This is a genomic window from Paracoccus kondratievae (assembly GCF_009301415.1).
Lineage (GTDB): Bacteria > Pseudomonadota > Alphaproteobacteria > Rhodobacterales > Rhodobacteraceae > Paracoccus > Paracoccus kondratievae.
This window is the reverse complement of record NZ_CP045072.1, coordinates 1,754,478-1,777,220: the sequence shown is the minus strand read 5'-3', so window position 1 is coordinate 1,777,220 and position 22,743 is coordinate 1,754,478. Positions and strand designations below refer to the sequence as shown.

The 22,743-nt window shown below is 62.5% G+C and carries 21 protein-coding genes; 11 read left to right on the top strand and 10 right to left on the bottom strand.

From position 1 onward, the window contains the following. Positions 1-10: 10 nt before the first annotated feature. On the top strand, positions 11-784 hold the full coding sequence (locus F8A10_RS08870; RefSeq protein ID WP_029371931.1) for an amino acid ABC transporter ATP-binding protein: 774 nt from the start codon (positions 11-13) through the stop codon (positions 782-784). A gap of 162 nt (positions 785-946) precedes the next feature. Then, positions 947-1,795 (top strand): calcium-binding protein, encoded by an 849-nt coding sequence (locus F8A10_RS08865; RefSeq protein ID WP_050804180.1) that lies wholly within the window; start codon positions 947-949, stop codon positions 1,793-1,795. Positions 1,796-1,877: 82 nt separating this feature from the next. Here F8A10_RS08865 and F8A10_RS08860 read toward each other — a convergent pair whose 3' ends face one another. Next, positions 1,878-2,738 carry a D-amino-acid transaminase gene (locus tag F8A10_RS08860; protein WP_152367153.1) on the bottom strand — a complete coding sequence of 287 codons (861 nt, stop codon included), beginning with the start codon at positions 2,736-2,738 and terminating at the stop codon, positions 1,878-1,880. A 166-nt stretch (positions 2,739-2,904) separates the two neighbouring features. On the opposite strand from F8A10_RS08860, the gene F8A10_RS08855 reads away from it, so the two are divergent. Next, positions 2,905-3,861 carry an L-malyl-CoA/beta-methylmalyl-CoA lyase gene (locus tag F8A10_RS08855; protein WP_010395653.1) on the top strand — a complete coding sequence of 319 codons (957 nt, stop codon included), beginning with the start codon at positions 2,905-2,907 and terminating at the stop codon, positions 3,859-3,861. 138 nt (positions 3,862-3,999) lie between these two features. On the opposite strand, the gene F8A10_RS08850 is transcribed toward F8A10_RS08855, so the two are convergent. The 5 genes from F8A10_RS08850 to F8A10_RS08830 are packed head-to-tail and all read right to left on the bottom strand — an operon-like array spanning position 4,000 to position 9,374. Continuing rightward, the gene (locus F8A10_RS08850; RefSeq protein ID WP_085502293.1) at positions 4,000-4,272 is read right to left on the bottom strand and encodes a hypothetical protein; all 273 of its coding nucleotides are present in this window, start codon (positions 4,270-4,272) and stop codon (positions 4,000-4,002) included. Positions 4,273-4,315: 43 nt separating this feature from the next. Continuing rightward, complete coding sequence (locus tag F8A10_RS08845) at positions 4,316-5,938, bottom strand: ABC transporter ATP-binding protein (RefSeq protein WP_152367152.1); 1,623 nt, start codon at positions 5,936-5,938, stop codon at positions 4,316-4,318. Beyond that, positions 5,935-6,747: an ABC transporter permease gene (locus F8A10_RS08840; RefSeq protein ID WP_010395647.1), complete on the bottom strand. Its 813-nt coding sequence runs from the start codon at positions 6,745-6,747 to the stop codon at positions 5,935-5,937. Before F8A10_RS08840 ends, F8A10_RS08845 begins: the two co-directional genes overlap by 4 nt. Further along, entirely contained in the window at positions 6,744-7,682 is a 939-nt protein-coding gene (locus F8A10_RS08835) for an ABC transporter permease (RefSeq protein WP_010395644.1), read from the bottom strand. Before F8A10_RS08835 ends, F8A10_RS08840 begins: the two co-directional genes overlap by 4 nt. A gap of 57 nt (positions 7,683-7,739) precedes the next feature. After that, a complete protein-coding gene (locus F8A10_RS08830; protein ID WP_152367151.1) occupies positions 7,740-9,374 on the bottom strand; it encodes an MFS transporter in 1,635 nt (544 codons plus the stop codon). A 251-nt stretch (positions 9,375-9,625) separates the two neighbouring features. Between F8A10_RS08830 and F8A10_RS08825 the strand changes: the two genes are divergently transcribed. After that, entirely contained in the window at positions 9,626-10,927 is a 1,302-nt protein-coding gene (locus F8A10_RS08825) for a D-amino acid dehydrogenase (protein WP_010395639.1), read from the top strand. 82 nt (positions 10,928-11,009) lie between these two features. On the opposite strand, the gene F8A10_RS08820 is transcribed toward F8A10_RS08825, so the two are convergent. Further along, a complete protein-coding gene (locus F8A10_RS08820; RefSeq protein ID WP_010395637.1) occupies positions 11,010-11,264 on the bottom strand; it encodes a GlsB/YeaQ/YmgE family stress response membrane protein in 255 nt (84 codons plus the stop codon). Positions 11,265-11,578: 314 nt separating this feature from the next. Here F8A10_RS08820 and F8A10_RS08815 point away from each other — a divergent pair, with 314 nt between their 5' ends. The 3 genes from F8A10_RS08815 to F8A10_RS08805 all read left to right on the top strand — a co-directional run bounded on the left by F8A10_RS08815 (position 11,579) and on the right by F8A10_RS08805 (position 13,855). Further along, positions 11,579-12,325: a L,D-transpeptidase gene (locus F8A10_RS08815; protein WP_010395634.1), complete on the top strand. Its 747-nt coding sequence runs from the start codon at positions 11,579-11,581 to the stop codon at positions 12,323-12,325. A gap of 123 nt (positions 12,326-12,448) precedes the next feature. Next, complete coding sequence (locus F8A10_RS08810; RefSeq protein WP_010395632.1) at positions 12,449-12,874, top strand: hypothetical protein; 426 nt, start codon at positions 12,449-12,451, stop codon at positions 12,872-12,874. A 69-nt stretch (positions 12,875-12,943) separates the two neighbouring features. Then, complete coding sequence (locus tag F8A10_RS08805) at positions 12,944-13,855, top strand: lytic transglycosylase domain-containing protein (protein WP_010395628.1); 912 nt, start codon at positions 12,944-12,946, stop codon at positions 13,853-13,855. 53 nt (positions 13,856-13,908) lie between these two features. Here the strand turns inward: F8A10_RS08805 and F8A10_RS08800 are convergent, their stop codons facing one another. From F8A10_RS08800 to serB, 3 genes are all read right to left on the bottom strand, one after another. Next, complete coding sequence (locus tag F8A10_RS08800) at positions 13,909-15,378, bottom strand: ABC transporter substrate-binding protein (RefSeq protein ID WP_152367150.1); 1,470 nt, start codon at positions 15,376-15,378, stop codon at positions 13,909-13,911. A gap of 56 nt (positions 15,379-15,434) precedes the next feature. Further along, entirely contained in the window at positions 15,435-16,127 is a 693-nt protein-coding gene (locus tag F8A10_RS08795; RefSeq protein ID WP_085502288.1) for a CDP-alcohol phosphatidyltransferase family protein, read from the bottom strand. A 94-nt stretch (positions 16,128-16,221) separates the two neighbouring features. After that, positions 16,222-17,097, bottom strand: coding sequence for a phosphoserine phosphatase SerB (gene serB, locus F8A10_RS08790; protein WP_010395620.1), 876 nt, complete (start codon positions 17,095-17,097; stop codon positions 16,222-16,224). A 192-nt stretch (positions 17,098-17,289) separates the two neighbouring features. On the opposite strand from serB, the gene F8A10_RS08785 reads away from it, so the two are divergent. The 4 genes from F8A10_RS08785 to F8A10_RS08770 all read left to right on the top strand — a co-directional run bounded on the left by F8A10_RS08785 (position 17,290) and on the right by F8A10_RS08770 (position 22,701). Next, positions 17,290-18,444 (top strand): phosphoserine transaminase, encoded by a 1,155-nt coding sequence (locus F8A10_RS08785; RefSeq protein WP_010395618.1) that lies wholly within the window; start codon positions 17,290-17,292, stop codon positions 18,442-18,444. 114 nt (positions 18,445-18,558) lie between these two features. Then, positions 18,559-20,148 carry a phosphoglycerate dehydrogenase gene (serA, locus tag F8A10_RS08780; RefSeq protein ID WP_010395617.1) on the top strand — a complete coding sequence of 530 codons (1,590 nt, stop codon included), beginning with the start codon at positions 18,559-18,561 and terminating at the stop codon, positions 20,146-20,148. 52 nt (positions 20,149-20,200) lie between these two features. Further along, a complete protein-coding gene (locus F8A10_RS08775; protein WP_085502286.1) occupies positions 20,201-20,947 on the top strand; it encodes a metallophosphoesterase in 747 nt (248 codons plus the stop codon). Positions 20,948-21,072: 125 nt separating this feature from the next. Further along, complete coding sequence (locus tag F8A10_RS08770) at positions 21,073-22,701, top strand: Na/Pi cotransporter family protein (protein WP_085502285.1); 1,629 nt, start codon at positions 21,073-21,075, stop codon at positions 22,699-22,701. Positions 22,702-22,743 lie beyond the last annotated feature (42 nt).

The following is a 22,743-nucleotide window of genomic DNA, read 5'->3' as shown; positions in this document are numbered from 1 at the left end:
GAGGCCAACCATGACTGCACAAACCAACGCAGCCCCCGCGATGACCGGCGAAACCGCCATCGAAATCGCCAAGCTCAACAAGTGGTACGGCACTTTTCACGTCCTGCGCGACATCGATCTGGTCGTCAGCCGGGGTGAGCGTATCGTCATTGCCGGCCCCTCGGGGTCCGGCAAGTCGACGCTGATCCGCTGTATCAACCGTCTGGAAGAGCATCAGGCCGGCAAGATCATCGTCGATGGGACCGAGCTGACACATGACCTCAAGAACATCGACAAGGTGCGTTCGGAAGTCGGAATGGTGTTTCAGCACTTCAATCTCTTTCCGCATCTGACCATTCTTGAGAACTGCACGCTTGCCCCGATCTGGGTGCGTAAGATTCCCAAGCGCGAGGCCGAAGAGATCGCCATGCATTTCCTGACCAAGGTCAGGATCCCCGATCAGGCCCACAAATACCCCGGTCAGCTTTCCGGCGGGCAGCAACAGCGGGTAGCGATCGCGCGTGCGCTATGCATGCGGCCCAAGATCATGCTTTTTGACGAGCCGACCTCGGCCCTGGATCCCGAGATGATCAAGGAGGTGCTCGATACCATGATCGAGCTTGCCGAAGAGGGCATGACCATGCTGTGCGTTACCCATGAAATGGGCTTTGCGCAGGCAGTGGCGCATCGGGTGATCTTTATGGATCAGGGGCAGATCGTCGAGCAGAACACTCCCAAGGAGTTCTTCAATAACCCCCGCTCTGAGCGGACCAAACTGTTCCTTTCCCAGATTCTGGGGCATTGAGCTGCGCGGTCGCAGGGGAACTTCGCGTTCCCCGTCCGCCGCCGGTGCGGCGGCCTCCCCTTGCGGGATATTTGCCCACGGAAGACATCGCAGGAATGCGGGCAGTTGCGGGGCAGGGCGGGGCCGGTTTATCTTGCCGCCGACCGCTTCGGAGATTTCGCGATGAATGAGACCATTTTTCTGGTGCTCGGCCTTCTTGGCCTTGCCGGCATCGGCTCGCTGGTGTCGAGCAATGACGACGACCATCCGCCGGAGGGTCCCTCGGATGATCCCCGGCTGTATCCCGACAAGCTGATCGAGGGTGATGGTGAGGATAATGAGATGACCGGCACCGACGGCGATGACGGCATCCTGAGCTATGACGGCGATGACAGGGTCAATGGCGGTGCGGGTAATGATCTGATCGGCACCGGCGCAGGCAATGACACCGTGATTGCCGATGCGGGCGATGACGAAATATACTTGGGCAAAGACGATGATCTTTACGGTGCCTACAACCCCGGCGTGGATGAAGGGAACGACACCATCGACGGCGCCTCGGGCAACGACACCATCATCACCAACCTCGGCAATCATTCGATCACCGGCGGCGATGGTGATGATCGTATCGAGGATCATGGTGGTTCGGTCTTTATCGACGGCGAGGATGGCGATGACCTGATTCTGTCGCCCGATGCATCGGACCCCGAGCGGCCGGATACGTTGCTGGGTGGGGATGGCAATGACACCATTCATGCAGGCGCCGGCGATATCGTCGATGGTGGTAGCGGCGCGGATGAGCTGGTGCTGCGCAGCGATATCGGTGGCGAGGCGGATATCCGTTATGGCAGCGCCGATACCATCACTGTCACGCTGGCAGAGGATTACGAAGGCGAAGGTCGCTATGAGCTGGTTCAGGATGGCTCGGACGTTCGCCTGCTGCTTGATGGCGAACCGATCGCCGTGCTGCGCGATACGGAAGTGCGCGACGTAAGGGACATCAGCGTGGTCCGGGAGACCTCTTCGCGCTAATGCAGCGGTTCAGGTTCTGGCAAGCAAGAGGCGCGGGGTTGGTGCCCGCGCCTTGTTCGTTCAGGTGGTTCTGATCCGGGCTTCAGACTGCGGATTTGCGCGATTCTTCCAGATAGAGTTCGCGCAGGCGGGTCGCCACCGGGCCGGGCTTGCCCGCGCCGAGTTTGACGCCATCGACCTCTACCACCGGCATCACGAAAGCCGATGCCGAGGTGAAGAAAGCCTCATCGGCTGCCTGTGCCTCTGCGATGGTGAAGGGGCGTTCCTCGATCTGCATCTGCGCTTCGGCTGCGTAGCGCAGCAGCGAACTGCGGGTGATGCCGTGCAGGATGTCGGTCGAAAGCTGGCGGGTGATGATCTTGCCGTCCTTGACGATATAGGTGTTGTTTGAGGTGCCCTCGGTCACGAAGCCATCCTCGACCAGCCAGGCGTCATCGACGCCCTTGGCCTTGGCCTCCATCTTGGCCATCGAGGGGTAAAGCAGCTGCACCGTCTTGATGTCGCGGCGGCTCCAGCGCAGGTCGGGCAGCGAGATCACCCGCACACCGGTTTTCGCCTGCGGATTGTCCGCAAGGCCGGGTTTGGACTGGGTGAACATGACGACGGTTTGCGGCGTCTCCTCGGGCGGATAGGCAAAATCGCGGTCACCGGGGTTGCCACGGGTCACTTGCAGATAGACCATGCCCTCGGTCACCTCATTGCGGGCGACGAGCTGGCGATGCGCCTCAAGCCATTCCTCTTCGCTAAGGGGGTTACCCATCCCAAGCTCGGCCAGTGATCGGGTCAGCCGCGCCATGTGACCGGCAAACTCTAAAATCTTGCCGTCCAGCACACTCGTCACTTCATAGACGCCGTCACCCATCAGGAAACCCCGGTCGAAGATCGAGACCTTGGCTTCGGTTTCCGGCAGATAGTCGCCATTCAGATAGACGGTGCGGGTCATGTCGTTTCTCCTGTCCCAGAGGCTTGCAGCGCGGTCCTGCGCCTAAAGCGGCGAGGCGTCAAGACGCTGGGTTTTTCGCAGATGCAGAATCAGCTTGATGCTGGCGCAGCAATTATCTATCACATCGGTGGCGCTGATTGAAACATCCTTACCCGAAAGGCAAGATATGTCCTTCCGCACGCAACCCGCTCCGCCCGCACGTCTGAACCGCTGCCAGCTTTTCGGTCCCGGCTCACGCGAGGCGCTGTTTGAAAAGATGGCGGGATCGGCCGCCGATGTCATCAACCTTGACCTTGAGGATTCGGTTGCGCCCGACGACAAAGAGCAGGCGCGCAAAAATGTGATTGCGGCGATTGGCGATATCAATTGGGGCAACAAGACTCTGTCGGTTCGCATTAACGGTCTGGATACACCCTGGTGGTATCGTGACGTGGTCGATTTGCTTGAGCAGGCCGGAGAGCGGCTGGACCAGATCATGATCCCCAAGGTCGGCAATGCCGCCGATATCTATGCCGTCGATGCCTTGGTCACCGCTGTCGAGGCGGCCAAGGGCCGCTCAAGGCGCATTGCGCTGGAAGTGATCATCGAATCTGCTGCCGGCATCGCCCATGTCGAAGAGATCGCCGCCTCAAGCCCCCGGCTGCAGGCGATGAGCCTTGGCGCGGCAGATTTTGCCGCCAGCATGGGCATGGCCACGACCGGGATCGGCGGCACGCAGGAAAACTATTACATGCTGCATGAGGGCGCCAAATACTGGGCCGATCCGTGGCATTGGGCGCAGACCGCGATTGTCGCCGCCTGCCGCACCCATGGCGTGCTGCCGGTCGATGGACCGTTTGGCGATTTCAGCGATGATGAGGGCTTTCGCGCTCAGGCCCGGCGTTCAGCCACTTTGGGCATGGTCGGAAAATGGGCGATCCATCCCAAGCAGGTGGCGCTGGCGAATGAGATCTTTTCGCCTGGCGAAAAGGCCGTGACTGAGGCGCGCGAGATCCTTGCCGCGATGGAAGAGGCCAAGCGTAGCGGGGCCGGCGCGACGGTATACAAAGGTCGACTGGTTGACATCGCGTCCATCCGTCAGGCACAAGTGATTGTGCGTCAGGCAGAGTTGATCAGCGCCTGAGCAGATCAGTTACCTGAGGCGGCTACGCGGGGAGGCTGGCCGCCACAACAGGGGAGGAGCAACAGGCCCTGCCAGCGCGGGGCCTGTTGTTTTTGGAAAACCGCGGGCCGTTCCGGTCGTAATGAATTTTCTGTGATTTCAGATGGTTGCAAATTCGGTAACGGCCGGGGCACTGCCACTGGCGCGATCCTGACCCTTTTGCGCATCATTCACCGCAGGCCGGGACTGCACGGCCGTGGCGTCAGAGCTGTGCTGCGTCAGCGGATCAGGGGTGCGGTTGCGGGCCGACCAATCGGGAATAGGTGATTCGGGCATGGCGGGGAGCAAAGCGCCGGTGCCGCCCTGCAGGGCCGTGGGCCCGTCAGCCTTGCTGCCGCTGGCCGGGACGGTTGTGCCGTGATCTTCGCGCATGGGTTGTGGTCTTTGGTTGCGTTCAGCTTTGGGAGTGCCGCAGCTAAGGTTCCGGAAAAGAAAGTGCAACCCCGTTGACCTGTTCGTGAACGCTCCACCCGTCGGGGATCTGCGGCGTCGCGGCAAGCAGACTGGCGGTATAGGGATGTTCGGGCGTTTCCAGCACCGCATGGGTGGGGCCGGATTCGACGATGCGGCCCTTTTCCATGATCATCACCCGGTCGGTGATCCGGCGCACGACCGAAAGGTCATGGCTGATAAACAGGTAGGACAGGCCATGGCTGACCCGCAGCTGGGCCAGAAGGTCCAAAACCTGCGCGCGCACCCGGACATCAAGCGCGCTGACCGCCTCGTCCAGAACGATCAGCCTGGGCTTGATGATCAGGGCCCGGGCGATGGCGATACGCTGGCGCTGGCCGCCGGAAAATTCGTGGATATGGCGGCGCATGGCATCCCCAGCGATGCCGACCTCGAACAGCGCCTCGGCCACCTGTTCGCGCCAGTCGCGGGGGCGGCCGGTCAGGTGAAACGGTTCGGCCACAAGCTGTTCGACTGTCCAGCGCGGATCGAAACTGCCGAATGGGTCCTGAAAGACAACCTGCATCCTGGCGCGCAGATTGGGCGGCATGGCGTGACCGGCGCGGATCTCTTGTCCTTCAAGCAGGATGCGACCGCCCTGCAGCCGGTCGAGGCCTAGGATCGCCCGCGTCAGCGTTGATTTCCCGCAGCCTGACTCGCCGACCAGTCCAACCGACTCTCCGGCGTCGATGTGAAAGCTGACGCCGTCCACCGCCCGCAGGCTGTCGCGCCTGCCGGTCAGGCCGCGACGGGGCAGGGGGTACTCGCGCACCGCGCCCTCGACCTGCAACAGCGGGCGGGGCTGGTCCGATGGCAGCACCAGCCGCGGCTGATGGGTCGAGGCGGCAAACAGCGCGCGGGTATAGGGATGGAGCTGCTGGCGAAAGACTTGCTCGGTCGGCCCCTCTTCGACGATGACGCCGTGCTGCATCACCGCAACGCGATCCGCGACCCCTGCAACCACGGCCAGGTCATGGGTAATGAGCAAAAGCGCCATCCCCTCGTCGCGCACCAGCTCTTTCAGCAGGTCAAGGATCTTGGCTTGTGTGGTCACGTCCAGCGCGGTCGTCGGCTCATCCGCGATCAGCAGTTCCGGGCGCAGGGCGATGGCAAGGGCGATGGCGACGCGCTGGCGCTGACCGCCCGATAGTTCATGCGGGTAAAGCGTCAGCGGAAAGCGCGGGGCGGTCAGACCGACGCGATCCAGCCGGTCGCGGGCACGCAGCAGCGCCGTTTTGCGGTCCAGACCCTCATGGATGCGCAGCACCTCGGCCACCTGATCGCCGATGGTCATCAGCGGGTTCAGCGCCGTCATCGGCTCTTGAAAGATCATGCCGATGCGCTTGCCCCGGATGCGGCACAGCTCGCGTTCGGGCAGGTCAAGCAGGTTCAGCCCGTCAAGCCCGATCCGGCCCTCGGCGCGCATCCCCTCGGGCAACAGGCCCATGATCGCCAGCGCCGCCATGGATTTGCCCGAGCCGCTTTCGCCGACCAGCCCGGTGATCTCGCCCGGCGGCAGGCGCAGGCTGATCCCGTGCAGGATGTCATGAGTGCCGATGCTGATGGCAAGCTTGCTGGTCTCGATCATGGCGACCTGCGCAATCTGGGATCCAGAGCGTCCCGTAACCCGTCCCCAAGCAGGTTCAGCCCCAGTACGGTCACCACGATGGCAAGGCCGGGGATCACGGCGACATGCGGGGCCAGCGCGACCATGGTCTGGGCCTCGGCCAGCATCCGGCCCCAGCTTGGCGTCGGAGGCTGCGCGCCAAGGCCGACATAGGACAGGCCTGCCTCGGCCAGGATGCCCAGGCTGAACTGGATGGTGCCCTGCACGATCAGCAGGCTGGCGACATTCGGCAGGATATGTTGCAGGCTGATCCGCGTGCGGCCCTTGCCCGCGACCTGCGCTGCCCGGACATAGTCCAGCGTCCACAGCGGCAGGGCGGCCCCGCGCGTGACCCGGGCAAAGACCGGGATGTTGAATATCCCGATGGCGATGATCGCATTCGTCGCCGACGGCCCCAGCGCCGCGGTGATAAGGATGGCGATGACGAGGCTTGGAAAGGCAAAGACAAGGTCATTGCCGCGCATGATCGTTTCGTCCAGCCAACTGCCGCTGCGGGCGGCGGCGACAAGGCCCAAAGGCACGCCAAAGCCCATACCGATCCCCACCGCCACCAGCGCGACAGCAATCGAGGTGCGCGCACCGACCATGATCATCGACAGCATGTCGCGGCCAAAGTGGTCGGTGCCAAACCAGTGTTCGGCCGAGGGTGGCAGCAGCTTTTGCGCAATTGCCAGCTGGGTCACATCCGCGGGCGTCCAAAAGAATGAGACCGCCGCCGCGACCAGCGCCAGCCCCGAAAGCAGCGCCCCAAGGATCAGCGATACCCTCATCTGCGCAGCCTCGGATCGACGGCCGCGTAGGACAGATCGACCAGAAAATTGACAAGGATGACAGCTGCGACCAGCACCAGCACCGCGCCCTGCACGACGATCAGATCGCGCTGGGTGATGGCCTGAAAGATCAGGCGGCCAAGCCCCGGCAGGTAAAAGACGTTTTCGATGATGATCGCTCCGGCCAGCAGGAACGAAAACTGCATGCCAAGGATGGTCAGTACCGGAATCAGCGCATTGCGCAGCGCGTGGCGGCGCAGGGCCCGACCCGCGCTCAGCCCCTTGGCGCGTGCAGTGCGGATATAGTCCTGTCCCAGCGTCTCGATCAGGGCCGAGCGCAGCACCCGCGCAAGGATCGCGGCCTGCGGCAGGGCCAGCGCCACAGCGGGCAGGATCAGCGATTTCAGCGCCGCACCGGGATGATCCCAGCCCGGGAAACCGCCAGCCGGCAAAAGGCGCAGGTTCACCGCAAAAACCAGCACCAACAGCATGGCGAACCAGAAATTGGGCAGTGCGATCCCGACCTGTGTCGCGCCCATCACCACCGTATCGCCCACCCGCCCGCGGCGTCCGGCAGCGAACATGCCGATGGGCAGGGCAATCAGCGTCGATAGCGCCAGCGCCATCAGCGCCAGCGGCAGCGAGACCTGCATCCGGTCAAGGATCATCCCTGCGACCGGGGTCTTGTAAGTGAAGCTATGGCCCAGATCACCGCCCAGAATACCGCCGAGCCAGTGCAGGTAGCGCAGGGGCAGCGGCAGATCCAGGCCCATCTGCTGGCGCAGCGTGGCCACCGTTTCGGGCTGGGCGCCCGTGCCCAGCATAAAGCTGGCGGGGTCCCCGGGCACCAAAGCGACCACCGAAAAAATCAGCGCCGAGGCCACGAGCAGGCTCAGGCCAAGCGATATCAGGCGGCGGATCAGATAGCGCAGCATGTGAAAACGCTAGTGCGGCGCGCGGCTTGGGTAAAGCCGGTAAACTCACCTATACGCTCAGGGTACCTCGATCTTGCCGATCAGCGGCATATCGTCGTCCAGACTGACGGTGTGACGCTCGATCATGCGGTGGACAAGCGGAGGCTCGCTGCCGCGGTGCAGTTTGTGCAGGTCCTGATAGGTCTCGAAATCCGCTTTGGTGCGGCGCAGGTTGTGGCGGATATATTCATCCCAGGTGGCGATGTGATAGCTTTCGGTCCAGCGCTCGGGGTGTTCAAGATCGCGCAGCAGTGCCCAGTTCCGCGCCCCGTCGCGGCGACGGATATTGCGGCGCAGCGCCATCAGGCGCAGGAATTCGGGCACGTCTTTCTGGTCAATCTCGTAATCCACCATGACCATGATCGGGCCCGAACGGCTGCGTAGATCCACGGCCAGTTCAGGTTCGCGAAAGCGGTTTACCGGGTCCAGATCCAGCGTGCCGAATTCAGGGATGCGCAGCCAATGCCCCAGAATTGCGCCCAGAAACAGCGGGACCGAGGCCGCAATCAGTGCCGTGTTCACGTCATAGCTGTTGGCGACCGCGCCCCAGATCCAGCTGCCCGCTGCCATGCCGCCAAAGACCGCCGTCTGGTACAGCGCCAGTGCCCGTGCCACCACCCAGCGCGGCGTCGACAGCTGGACCGTCACATTAAAAAGCGACAGCGCCAGCACCCAGCTTGCCCCCGCGGGCAGCATCGCCAGCACATGCAGCCATGTGCTTTCCGTCAGCGCCAGCAGCAGGGCTGAGCCGCCAAAGGCGGCAAAGGCCAGCCGGATGACATTTTCATTGTCCAGCCGTTCGCGCACACGCGGGTTGATCAGCGCCCCGCAGATCGCGCCCAGTCCGAAACAGCCAAGCAGCAGGCCAAAAAGCAGCGAACCTCCGGCCGGGTTCTGTTTGGCGACCACCGGCAATAGCGCCATGATCACGATGGCCGAAAAACCGAACAGTGCCCCACGCGACAGCACGCGCACCAGATTGGGCGACAGCGCCACATAGCGCAGCCCCGCGCCCACCGCCGCGACAAAGGGCTCGGGCGTTGTGGTACGGGGTGGGGTGACCGGATGCCAGCGCAAAAGCGTGCCAAGCAAAGGCATATAGCTGATCGCGTTCACCGCGAAGGTAACCGCCGCGCCAAAGGCGGCGGTGATGATCCCGCCCACTGCCGGGCCGACGCTGCGCATCAGGTTAAAGCCGACCGAGTTCAGCGACACCGCCGCCGGCAGGTCTTCGCGCGGGACCAGATCCTGCATGCTTGCCTGCCACGGCGGGTTATAGATCGCCTGTCCGACCCCGATCAGAAAGGTCAGGGACAAAAGGATCAGCGGCGTCATCCAACCCTGCCATGTCAGCACCGCGAGCATGACCGAGACCAGCGCCATGAACGTCTGCGCCCCCAAAAGCAGAGTGCGGCGGTCAAAAATATCGGCAAGCGCCCCCGAAAGCAGCGCAAACAGCATGATCGGCAGGGTGTTTGACGCCTGCACCAGTGCGATCAGCGTTGCCGAATCGGTTAGCTGGGTCATCATCCAGGCGGCACCAACCGCCTGAACCAGCCCTCCAAAGTTGGAAATCAGCGTGGCCGACCAGAGCAGCCGGAAATCGCGGTGACGGAACGGGGCAAAGGGGCTCTTGCGGGCAGGGGCTGGCATGATCCTGAAAACCTGGGACGGCGTCTCCAACCTTAGGCAGAGGTCGTGCCAGTCGCAATCCGCCCCGGGCGATTCTTGCCGTCCTGGCGCGATTGTCCGGCGATTCCGGAAAATCATCGAATAATCTTCGATTGAAATCGCATATTACGCATTAGTATTGTCGTTTATCCGTAATTTTGTGATGGAATCGGGATTTCATTTCCATCCGCTTGGATATCCTTGGCCCAACTCGGATTTGGGGGTGCGCGAAGATGAAGGTCATCGTTCTTGGGGCGGGCGTGCTGGGGGTCACTTCGGCATGGTATCTGGCCAAGGCAGGTCATGAGGTCACCGTGATCGACCGGCAGCCGGGACCGGCGCTGGAAACCAGCTTTGCCAATGCGGGAGAGATTTCGCCGGGCTATTCCTCGCCCTGGGCCGCGCCGGGCATCCCGCTGAAGGCGCTGAAATGGATGTTCCAGCGCCATGCGCCCCTGGTTATTCAGCCCCGGCTGGACTGGCAGCGCCTGTCGTGGATGGCGCGGATGCTGGCGAATTGCACCTCTTCGGCCTATGCCATCAACAAAAGTCGTATGGTCCGGCTGGCCGAATATAGCCGCGACTGCCTGGTTGAGCTGCGGGCCGAGACGGGCATCCGTTATGATGAGCGTACTCAGGGTACGTTGCAGGTCTTTCGCAAACAGCAGCAGCTGGATGCGGCGGGCAAGGATATCGAGGTGCTCAAGGCCGACGGGGTTCCCTTTGAGCTTTTGGACCGCGCAGGCTGCGTTGCTGCCGAGCCGGGGCTGGCCAAGGCCGCTGATGAGATCGTCGGCGGGCTGCGCCTGCCGGGGGATGAGACGGGGGATTGCTTCCTGTTCACCAACCGGCTGGCCGAGATGGCGGCCGAGGCGGGCGTCAAGTTCATGTGGGGCGTCAATATCGAGTCGCTCGAAGCCGGGGTTGGCCGCATCAGCGCCGTGCGCACCGATAAAGGCCGCCTGACCGCAGATCGCTATGTGCTAGCCATGGGTCCCCATTCGCCGCAGATGGTGCGGCATCTGGGCCTGCGCCTGCCGATCTATCCGCTGAAGGGTTATTCGCTGACCATTGATATCAGCGATGAAAGCCGGGCTCCGGTTTCGACCGTGATGGACGAGACTTACAAGGTTGCGATCACCCGGCTTGGCGACCGCATCCGCGTTGGTGGCCTGGCCGAGATCGCAGGTTATGACCTTAGCCTGAACCCGCGCCGCAAAGAGACGCTGGCGAAATCGGTGAATGAGCTGTTCGGTGGGGCGGGTGATACCGATAAGGCGCTGTTCTGGACCGGGCTGCGACCGATGACGCCAGATGGGACGCCGATTGTCGGTGCGACCCCGATCCCGAACCTATACCTCAACACCGGGCATGGCACGCTGGGCTGGACCATGTCGGCGGGGTCGGGGCGGCTGATTGCCGACCTGATCTCGGGGCGCAAACCGGACATCGCGGCCGAGGATCTGGGCTATGCGCGCTATCTGCGCGGCGGTCGTGCGGCGGGCCAACCCACGCTGCAGCCTGCCGAAGCCTGATCCGTCAGCAATTTCCAGAATGGAAACGAAAGGGATCGTATACGATCCCTTTCGTCGTTCTGAGGCCGGGTTGATTCTGAGGTCAGGCCCTTTTGATCAGCCGCAGCACCACCAGCAGGATGACTGCGCCGATTGTGGCCGAGACAATTGTGCCAAGGGTTGAGCCCGAAGTGCCAAGGCCGATGGTCGGAAACAGCCAGCCGGCGATTACGGCGCCAAGGATACCAACAACAATATTCATCAGCAGGCCCTGCCCATGGCCTTTGACGATCAGACCGGCAAGCCAGCCGGCAATCGCGCCGATGATCAGGGTGATAAGCAGTGCGGACAGGGTCATGTGAATGCGCCTCCTTCGCGATTTGCGGCTCTTGGCCGATGTGGCGGGAAACGTTTCCCCGCGGCTGCGGGTTCCCTTGCAGCGTGAATTGCTACGATCAGGTGATGAGAATCGCGCGATTTGGCAACAGTTCGGTAACGACTGCGGTGGTTCGGGCCTGCCGAGGCTTGACGCGGCAAAGCGGTCAGTCTGATACGGTGGGTAGAAATACCCCGTGTCCGCCCTCTGCTCGGGTAGGGCGCGCGGCCCGACGCAATGTCACAGCTGCCACGACCGCGCTGGATTGGCGCGGCGCGTTACGAAGGGAAACATTGATGCGCTTTGCACCGCTCATTCTGGCGATGGGTCTTGGCCTTGCCGCCTGTGCGCCTACCCCCCAGACTCCGGCCCAGCCGCCCACCGCTGATCAGGGCGTTTATGGTGCGCGGGTCGATACGGGCCCGAATGGCCAGCCGATCGAGATTCACGCCGTCCGCCCCGCCTACCTGACCGAGCGGAACCGGCGCCAGCGCGTTCCCTATAACGGCCCCGATGCGCCCGGGACGATCGTTGTCGATCCCTATGCGCGGTTCCTTTACTACGTGCTCGATAACGGCGAGGCGATGCGTTACGGCGTGGCCGTCGGTCAGGCCGGTAAGAACTTTCAGGGTTCGGCCACCATCGGGCGCAAGCACGCCTGGCCCAGCTGGACGCCCACCGCGAACATGGTCCGCACCCAGCCCGAGCTTTACGGCCCGCTGAAGGGTGGCCTGCCGGGCGGCGTCGACAACCCGCTGGGGTCGCGCGCGCTGTATCTGTATCAGGGCGGGCGTGACACCATGTACCGTATCCACGGCACGATGGACCCGTCCTCGATCGGCAAGGCGACTTCGGCAGGCTGCATCCGCCTGTTCAACCAGGACATCATGGACCTGTTTGAAAACGTGCCGAACGGGACCCGCGTCAAGGTCCGCACCCGCGCTGAAAGCCTTGCGCTGGAAGGCCCGCTGGTCGAGTTGCCGAACGGTTATCTTGCCCCGGCGGGCGAGGTCCAGACCGCGGCGGCCCAGCCTGCGCAATAATCGTCCGATCCTTTCGGACTGATCCTGCCCCGGCCCGTCGTGGCCGGGGCATTCTTTTTCTGGTCTCTGCCGACGAGGCGTGGCAGGTTCTGGCCATCAATTGCCTGAAACGGAGCGATTTTCATGGTTACCCCCGCCGAACCGACCTTGGCAGATGTCCTGAGTGATCTGGATGGGCTTGTTGCCCGGACCGAACCAGCGGCCCTGCGCCAGTTGGACAAGGCTGCGCTGAACAGGCTGCACCGCGACCTGCGCCGGATGCGCGATGAAAGCGAGGCGCTGCGCAAGGCTTTGCTGCTGGCGACCTCCAATGCCTCGACCGAAAAGCGTCGCCGCAAGGCCGAGCAGGGTGATGAGGCTGGGCAGGGGACCGATAAGGCCGAACGCCGGCTCATCAAGCAAGCCGAAAAGAAAACCGCCAAAGAGTCTGACAAGGCTGCGCGCAAGTCGGCGAAATCCGCCGCATCTGCCGCTGATACTTCAGCCAAGGAAAAGGCCCCCGCGAAAGCCGCAGACAAGCCAAAGGCCGACAAGAAGGTTGACGGATGAGCGCAGGCACGGTTTTCAACCCGTGCCCGGATTGCTATCTGGGCCAAGCCTGATCTGTCCGAGACCCCTATGCGCCGCCTGATCCTGGCCCTTGCCACTGTTCTGACCGCGACCGCCGCCCCAGCTTATGAGGCGGTGGATGCGATTCTGGGTCTGCCTGCGCCGCGCCTGTCTGAAAAGCTGCGCTGCACCAATGACGGGAAGTCCTGCATTTCGCTGGCAAGCTATGTCCCTGATGTTTGCGCCGCTATCGAGCGTGAGGCGGGCAAGAACGGGCTGGATCCGCATTTCTTTGCGCGCCTGCTGTGGAAGGAAAGCCTGTTCGAGCATGGCGCGATCAGCCCGGTCGGCGCCATGGGAATTGCGCAGTTCATGCCTGGCACGGCCGATATGGTTGGGCTTGACGATCCCTTTAACCCGGCCAAGGCTATCGAGGCCTCAGCCCGTTATCTGGCCAGCTTGACCACCAGTTTCGGCAATGTCGGTCTGGCCGCTGTTGCCTATAACGGCGGCGAGAACCGGGCGGCGCGTTTCGTTGCCCAAGGCGGTAACCTGCCGTGGGAGACGCAGGATTACGTTCAGGCGATCACCGGCCAGACGGCCACGGCCTGGCGCGAGAACCCACCTGAAAAGCTGGACGTGCGGCTGGATAAAGAGCGGCCCTTTCGTCAGGCCTGCATAGATCTGGCCGGCAAGCGCAAGCTACGCGAGTTCCAGACCCCCGATCATCCCTGGCCGTGGGGTGTGATCGTTGCCACCCACCCAAGCCGCGCGGGGGTCAGCAATCAGGTTGCGCGTCTGAACCGGCAACTGCGCCCGATTCTTGGCGGCAAGCGGGTCAGCTATGTGCTGCGCCGCATTTCGGGTGGGCCGCGCAAGGTGTACACGGCGCAGATCGGCTATTCCTCCAAATCCGAGGCCTATGCTTTTTGCACCCGCCTGCGCGGCCTTGGTGGGCGCTGTCTGGTGCTGAAGAACTGAAAAACGCCGCTTTGAACGGCGTTTTCCAGGGCTTGCCAGCTGGAGCCGGGGGGTTATTCCTTCCACCGCACCTGGGTCAGGTCATTTGCCGGCATAGGAGAGTTGTCCCACAGCCCTTCGATTTCGGCCTTGGCGACGCCGGTCTTGGCAAGCTGGAACAGGAAGGCGTTGGCATAATCCCCCGCCAAAATCTCTTGCGCCTGTTTCAGCAGTGCCGAACGCTCTGCCGGGTCGGTGGTGGCGTCAAGACGAGCCATCACCTCATCAAAGCCTGCGTTGGTGTAGTTGAAATAATAGTCCTTGCGGCCATAGATGCCGATATCCATCGGCTCGACATGGCTGATGATGGTCAGATCGTAATCGGCATTCTTGAAAACCTGCTCAAGCCACTGCGCCCATTCCATATTGGTGATCTGGGTCTGAATACCGACGGCGCGCAGCTCTGCCGCGACGATCTCGCCGCCCCGGCGGGCATAGGGGGTTGGGGGCAGGGCAAGGCGCAGGGTCAGATCCCCGGTGCCAGCCTCGGCCAGCAGCTTTTTCGACTGTTCGGGATCGTATTGCGATTTCGCTGTCAGATCGACGTAATCGGGGTGATGCGGCGCGAAATGGGTGCCGATGGGGGTGCCATAGCCGAACATCGCACCGTCGATGATCTCCTGGCGGTTGATCGCATGGGCGATGGCCTGACGCACCCGGATATCGGCCAGGGCGGGGTTTTTGTGGTTCATGGCCAGAATGGTTTCGCCCTCGGTCGTGCCTGTGAGGATGCGAAAGCGCGGGTCCGCCTCAAGCTGAGACAGTGTCTCGGGCGCAGGATAGATCGGAAAGGAGTCGATATCCCCGGCCATCAGCGCGGCAAAGGCGGCGGTCGGATCGCCGATAAAGCGGAAGGTGGCGGATTTAAGCGCCGGTTTTTGCCCCCAATAGCCGTCAAAGGCGTCCAGTCGCACATGATCGCCCTGTTTCCATTCGCCAAAGCGAAAGGGGCCGGTGCCGACCGGTTGGGTGGCGATGTCCTTGATGCTGGCCTCATCCACCATCACCGCATCGCCCCAGGCCATCTTGAAAGGAAAGCCGCCATCGGGGGATTTCAGCGTGACGCGGACGGTGAGAGGGTCAACGGCCTCAACCGTCTCGATCCCCTCGAACAGGACCTTCTGGGCGTTGGTGCTGTCGTCAGCCCGGGCGCGGTCCAGCGAAAAGATCACGTCCTGCGCGTCAAAGGCGCTGCCGTCGTGAAAGGTCACACCCGGGCGCAGGTGAAAGGTGTAGGTCTTGCCGTCAGAGCTGTCCCAGCTTTCGGCAAGGCCGGGCTGGACGCTGCCGTCCGGGGCGATGCGGGTCAGCCCCTCGAAGACATTGGCATAGACAACTTCGTCGATCGCGGCCGCTGCACCCCCGGTGGGGTCAAGATTCGGCGGCTCCAGCACCATGCCCAATGTGATCGAATCGGGTGCTGCCAGTGCTGGCGTGCACAGCATTGCCGCCGCTGCTGCGGCCAGCTTGAATCTTGCGAACATCCTGCTCCCCTTCGGCTATCCTTAGCCTGGCACCTTCCGGGGAAAATGGTCTTTGATCAAGTCCGCCGCTCAGTCAGTTGCTGGGCCAGACCGGCAAACATCAGCCACAGCGAACTAAGCAGCAGGCCCCAGCGGGCAAAACTGTCGGGGTGAAAATCGACCAGAACCGCCCAGACTGCAAAGACGACCCAGGCAACGGTGACGGGCAGAGATACCAGCCGCCAGCGTTTGGTTCGTACCGGGTGGATGAATTTTACGTTGGTGAACATGGTCACGGTCAGCGCCACCACGATGGCCAGGATGACCCAGAAATTCGGCTTGAGCGCGAAAAGCACCAGCACGACCATGTTCCAGCAGGCGGGAAAGCCGGCAAAGGAATTGTCCCGGGTTTTCATCCGCGTGTCAGCGAAATAAATCACACTGCCATAGGTGATCGCGATGATGGCAATCCAGCCGGTCCAGCCGGGCAAAAGCCCCGACATGAACAGCGCATAGGCCGGGATGAACACATAGGTCAGGTAGTCGATGATCAGGTCCATCAACACGCCGTCATAGGTCGGCCAGTTGATTTTGACGTGATAACGCCGCGCCAGGGGGCCGTCGACGCCATCGACGATCAGCGCGATGACCAGCCAGAAGAACATCTGCGACCAGTCGCCACGAACGGCGGCCAGCAGCGCAAGCATCGACAGAACCGCTCCAGTAGCGGTCAGAAGATGCACGGTCAAAGCTTTAAGGCGCGGAGTCATTTTCTGCTTCTGTCACCGAACGGTCATGGCCGCAAGTTCGCTTGAGGCCGGAATTTGCTCTTTGGAGCAAGAAGATGCGACAAATTTGACATTTCTAGCCGACAAATTCTTCGGCCGCGTAGCCTTGCAGATATAAAAGCGCGGTCAGATCGCCGTGGTTGATTCGCAAGCCGACCTGCGCTGCGACCGCCGGTTTGGCATGCAGCGCGACCCCCATGCCAGCCAGTTCCAGCATGCCGAGGTCGTTCGCGCCGTCGCCGACCGCCAGCACATCGGCGGCCGAAAGGCCGCGGGCGGCGGTGATATCGTTCAGCGCCTCGACCTTGGCTTCTCGTCCAAGGATCGGCAGGGTGACTTGTCCGGTCAGGACACCGCCTTCGGCCAAAAGGGTGTTGGCGCGATGCTCGTCAAAGCCAAGTGTGCGTGCAATCGGGCCAGTGAAATCGGTGAACCCGCCCGAGACGAGCGCGGTATAGGCGCCCTGCGCGCGCATGGTTGCAACCAGTTCGCGTCCCCCCGGAGCAAGGGTGATGCGCGTGTCGAGCACCTCGCGGATCGCGGTTTCGGGCAGGCCGGCCAGCAGACCGACCCGGGCCAGCAGTGCCTCGTGAAAGTTCAGCTCGCCGTTCATGGCGCGGGCGGTGATGGCTGCGACACGTTCGCCTGCTCCGGCGACCGCGGCGAGTTCGTCGATGCATTCCTGCTGGATCATCGTCGAATCCATATCGGCCAGCAGCACCGCCTTGCGCCGGCCCTGGGTCGGCTGGATCGCGATATCAAAGCCCCGGGCCTGAAGCTGTTCCCACACCTGCCAGAAATCTACGGGCTCGGCAGGCAGCGGGAATTCGGCGGCGATGCCGGCAGCCAGCCAGATCACATGGCCGCCGTTCCAGGCGCTGCACAGCTCATCGACCAGCGAGGGGGAGAGGTCCGCCCGGCTGGGCGCGGCAAGAAGGGTGACGGTGAACATAAGGGCCCCCGGGGCGGTTGTTTGCGGCAGCACTAGCCAATGCGCTGCGGGGGATCAATCGTCGGAATCGTGCCGCCAAACTGTCGCAAACATTGCTTGCAAATTTTCCTTGCGAGAATCCCGGCCGGGTAGTAGAGCCGTTCGCGGGACACGCCGCCCCAACGCGGCGCTTATAGCTGGAAGGCTAACATCATGAGCAAGACTGCTCCGGCCGCGCGGCCGGCCAATCCGCGCTTTTCTTCGGGCCCCTGCGCCAAGATCCCCCATTATTCGCTGGACATGCTTGCCGACGCCCCCTTGGGCCGGTCGCATCGCGCAGCTATCGGTAAGGCCAAGCTGGCCGAGGCCATCGACCTGACCCGCGAGATTCTGGGCGTGCCGGCCGATTACCGTATCGGCATCGTGCCTGCCTCGGACACCGGCGCGGTCGAGATGGCGCTGTGGTCGCTTCTGGGCGCACGCAAGGTCGAGATGCTGGCCTGGGAAAGCTTTGGCGAAGGCTGGGTGACCGACGTGGTCAAGCAGCTGAAGCTGGATGCAGTGGTGCGCAAGGCTGATTACGGCAAGATCGTCGATTTCGCCGAAGTCGACTTCAACAATGATGTTGTCTTTACCTGGAACGGCACGACCTCGGGCGTGCGGGTGCCGAATGGCGATGCGATTCCGGCAAACCGCGACGGGCTGACCATCTGTGACGCGACCTCGGCTGCATTCGCGATGGATCTGCCCTTTGACAAGCTGGATGTGGTGACCTTTAGCTGGCAGAAAGTTCTGGGCGGCGAGGGTGCGCATGGTGTGCTGATCCTGAGCCCGCGCGCTGTCGAGCGGCTGGAAAGCTATACCCCCGCCTGGCCGCTGCCCAAGATTTTCCGCATGACCAAGGGCGGAAAGCTGATCGAGGGCATCTTTAAGGGCGAGACCATCAACACGCCGTCGATGCTGTGCGTCGAGGATTATCTGGTGGCGCTGAAATGGGCCAAGTCGCTTGGCGGCCGCAAGGCGCTGATCGCCCGGGCCGAGGCCAATGCACAGGCCGTGCGCGATTTCATCGCCGATAAGGATTGGATCGCTGATCTGGCCGAGGACCCGGCGACGGCCTCGACCACTTCGGTCTGCCTGAAATTTACCGATCCGCGCATCAGGGATGGCGCAGCTTTTGCCAAGGCCGTTGCCAAGCGATTGGAGAAAGAGGGCGTGGCGCTGGACGCCGGCGCCTATCGCGATGCACCTCCCGGTTTGCGGATCTGGTGCGGCTCGACCGTTGAGACCTCGGATGTCGCGGCGCTGATGCCTTGGATCGAATATGCCTTTGAGGCCGAGATCGAGGCGCAGGCCGAGGCTGCCTGAGCGATCTGCCGGACCGGGGCGCTGCCCCGGACCCCGGGATATTTATTCACGAAAGAAACACTCGCGCGGGGGGCGTTTTCCCGCGCCGGCCCTGTATATCCAGAGGATAGAGAAATGCCCAAGGTTCTTGTTTCGGACAAGCTTTCGGAAACCGCCGTGCAGATTTTCCGTGATCGCGGCGTTGAAGTCGATTATCTGCCCGACGTCGGCAAGGATAAAGACAAGCTGGCTGAGATCATCGGTGAATATGACGGTCTGGCCATTCGCTCGGCCACGAAGGTGACGGCGAAGCTGCTGGAAAATGCCACTCGTCTGAAGGTGATCGGCCGTGCCGGTATCGGGGTGGACAATGTCGATATTCCGGCTGCCTCGAAAAAAGGTGTGATCGTGATGAACACGCCTTTTGGCAACTCGGTCACCACCGCCGAACATGCCATTGCGCTGATGTTCGCCGTTGCCCGTCAATTGCCCGAGGCCAGCGTTTCGACCCATGAGGGCAAGTGGGAGAAAAACCGCTTTATGGGTGTCGAGGTCTTTAACAAGACGCTGGGCGTCATCGGGGCGGGAAACATCGGCTCGATCGTCATTGACCGCGCGTTGGGGCTGAAGATGAAGGTCCTGGCCTATGACCCCTTCCTGTCGGAAGATCGCGCCAAGGAGCTGGGCGTCAAGAAGGTCGAGCTGGACGAGCTGCTGGCCAAGGCTGATTTTATTACGCTGCATGTGCCCCTGACCGACAAGACCCGCAACATTCTGTCGCGCGAGAATCTGGAGAAGACCAGGAAGGGGGTGCGCATCGTCAACGCTGCCCGTGGTGGGCTGATTGATGAGAGGGCGCTGGCTGATCTGCTGAAATCGGGCCATGTGGCCGGGGCTGCGCTTGATGTATTTGCGACCGAGCCTGCGACCGAAAGCCCGCTGTTCGGGTTGCCGAACGTCGTGGTGACGCCGCATCTGGGCGCTTCGACCACCGAGGCGCAAGAGAATGTCGCCCTGCAAGTCGCTGAGCAGATGTCGGATTATCTGCTGACCGGCGCGGTGCAGAATGCGCTGAACATGCCCTCGGTCACTGCCGAAGAGGCGGCGGTGATGGGGCCGTGGCTGAAGCTTGCAGGCCATCTGGGAGCTTTTATCGGCCAGATGACCGACGAGCCGATCAAGGCGATCAATGTGCTTTATGACGGCGTGACCTCGGAGATGAACCTTAAGGCGCTGAACGCTTCGGTGATTGCCGGGGTGATGAAGGCGACCAACCCGGATGTGAACATGGTCTCGGCCCCGGTCATGGCGGCTGAGCGCGGGGTGCAGGTGGCGACCACCACCCAGGCCAAGTCGGGTGTCTTTGACGGTTACATCAAGGCAACCGTGGTTACCGACACGCGTGAACGCTCGATCGCGGGCACGGTGTTCAGCGACGGCAAACCGCGCTTTATCCAGATCCGTGGCATCAATGTCGACGCAGAAATCGGGCAATACATGCTTTACACCCGCAACAAGGACGTCCCGGGTGTGATCGGGGCGCTGGGGGCGACGCTGGGTGATCTGGGCGTCAACATCGCCAACTTTACCCTTGGTCGTACCAAGGCTGGCGATGATGCAATCGCGATCCTTTACCTTGACGAAGCTCTGAAGCCTGAAGCGTTGGAGGCCTTGCGCGCCACCGGAAAGTTCCTGCAGGTCCGGCCAATGTATTTCGAGGTTTGAACCTTTCCAGCCCCCGGACTAGGTTCCGGGGGTTTTCATTTGTGAGGGCGGCATGCGGACCTATGCCATTGGAGACATCCACGGCCATATCGAACTGTTGCGCGCGGCGCATGAGCTGATCGCGCGGGATGATGCCGCGCATGGCGGCGGCGGGACCGTGGTGCATGTCGGCGATCTGCTGGACCGGGGGCCGGATTCGCGGGCGGTGGTCGAACATCTGATGCGGGGGCAGGCCGAGGGGCGGCCATGGATCGTCTTGCGCGGCAATCACGACCGTTTCCTGCCGCGTTTTGCCGTCGAGCCTGGCTGGATTGATCCCGGCCTGAGCTCGGGGCGGCATTGGCTGGACCATGAATCGCTGGGTGCGGCCGAGACGCTGGCCGCCTATGGGGTCGAGATCCGCGATCATGTCCGTACCCACGCAGATGTGCTGCGCGCGGTGCCCGAGGTGCATCTGCGCTGGCTCTCTGCCCTGCCGCTGTGGCACCTGATACCGCAGGCGCTGTTTGTCCATGCCGGCATTCGTCCCGGTGTGGATCTGTCGCAGCAGACCGAGCATGATCTTGTCTGGATCCGCAAAGGCTTTCTGGATGACGCCAGTGACCATGGGGTGCTGGTCGTGCATGGTCACACTCCGGTCGGCAAAGTGACACATTTTGGCAACAGGCTGGCCATTGACACCGGGGCGGCCTATGGTGGCCCGCTCAGTGCCGTCGTTTTTGACGACACGGGCCTGCATCTTCTGACCGAAGGCGGGCGCGAGCCGATCCCGGTGCCTGCAAATGCGGCAGTAATGTGACAACGCTGCGACTGTAGTGTCGGGAAACATTTAACATTCTTGGTATCCGTTGACGCGTCGCCGCAACGGGCCAGATATTTGTAAAAAAGCACGCATCATAATGGTGCGGCAGGAGGTTATCAGTCGTGCAGTCCTTGTCCGTCATGTTTCAGCTGGCCGGTGCGGTGGCGCTGCTGCTCTTTGGGCTGGGGCTGGTGCGCGACGGGATGGTTCGTGCCTTTGGCGTCAAGCTGAAGATGGTGCTGGGCCGGGGCACAAAGAACGGGCCGCGCGCGTTTATTTCGGGTCTGGTTGCGACGCTGGGGCTGCAAAGCTCGACCGCGACGGCTTTGATGACGGCCTCTTTCGCGGATCGCGGCATGATCCAGCCCCGAATGGGCCAGATCGTGCTGCTTGGGGCGAATCTGGGTACGGCGCTGACCGCCTGGATCGTCGCCTCGGGGATTGAGGCGCTGGTGCCGGTGATGCTGCTTGTGGGTTATATCCTGCGCCGGCAGGATCGTCGCTCGCTCTCAGGGGCGGGGTTGGCGCTGATCGGCATTGCGCTGATGCTGCTGTCTCTCGCGCTGCTTAGCCAGGCGACCGAACCCTTGCGTGAATCGGTAGCAATGGCGGCTTTTCTGGCCATGCTGAGCAATGCGTGGCCGGTGGCCCTGGCCATGGCGGCTGGGCTTGCGGTGATCTGCTCATCCTCGCTGGCGGTGGTGATGCTGGTGCTGTCGCTGGGCATGGACCCGGCGCTGACGGTGGTTCTGGTGCTGGGCGCAAACCTTGGCGGTGCGATTCCGCCGGTGCTTGCGACCGTGGGACAGGGGATTGCAGCACGGCGCGTGGCGCTGGGCAACCTGATCGTGCGTGGGGTTGGCTGCATGGTCGCGCTACCTTTGGCTGGGCAGGCGGCGCTGGCGCTGACCGCTATGCCGCTGCCTGAAACCGGGCTGGCGGTTGAGGCGCATCTGGCCTTTAACCTCGTGCTGGCGGCGGTGATCTGGCCCTTTGCCGGGCTGGTGTCGCGCCTGACTGCCAAGCTGGTGCGCGAAGACGAACAGACACCGCCAATCGAAGTTCAGCTGCTGGACGGCAGCGCGCTTGACACACCTGCTGTGGCGCTGGGCCGGGCAAGCCGCGCGGCGCTGGCGATCGGCGATGTGGTCGAGCGGATGTTGCAGCAAGCCCATACCGCGTTTGAGCGCAGCGATGATGCTCCGCTGGCCGAGGTCGCTGTGCTGGAAGAGCGTGTCGACCGCATGCAGCAAGAGATCAAAAGCTTTCTGTCCCGCCTTGGCCGCGATGCTGGTGAGGATGAGCGGCGGCAGGCTATCACCATCCTCGACTATGTCATCAACCTTGAACATGTCGGCGACATTATCGACAAGGGACTGGGTCCCGAGTTGCGCAAGAAAGCGGTGCTGTCTCTGCGTTTTTCGGAGGAGGGCTTCCGCGAGCTCGATGTGCTGTTCCTGATGACCATCGAGAATCTGCGTCTGGCTCAGACCATCTTTATGACCCGTGACCGTGATCTGGCCCGTCAGTTGATGGAAGAAAAGGTCGAGATTCGGCGGCTTGAGCGCATGTCGGCGCAGCGCCATCTGATGCGCTTGCGTGAGGGGCGGGCTGACAGCCAGCAGACCTCTTCGCTGCATCTGGACATTCTGCGCGACCTCAAGCGGGTGAATGCGCATATCGCCTCGGTCGCCCATCCGATTCTGGACGAGGCTGATTTGCTGATCGAAAGCCGGCTGAAGAAGGGCTGACGGGCAGGGGTGCGTTGCCTGCGTGCCCGCTGTCAGGGCTGG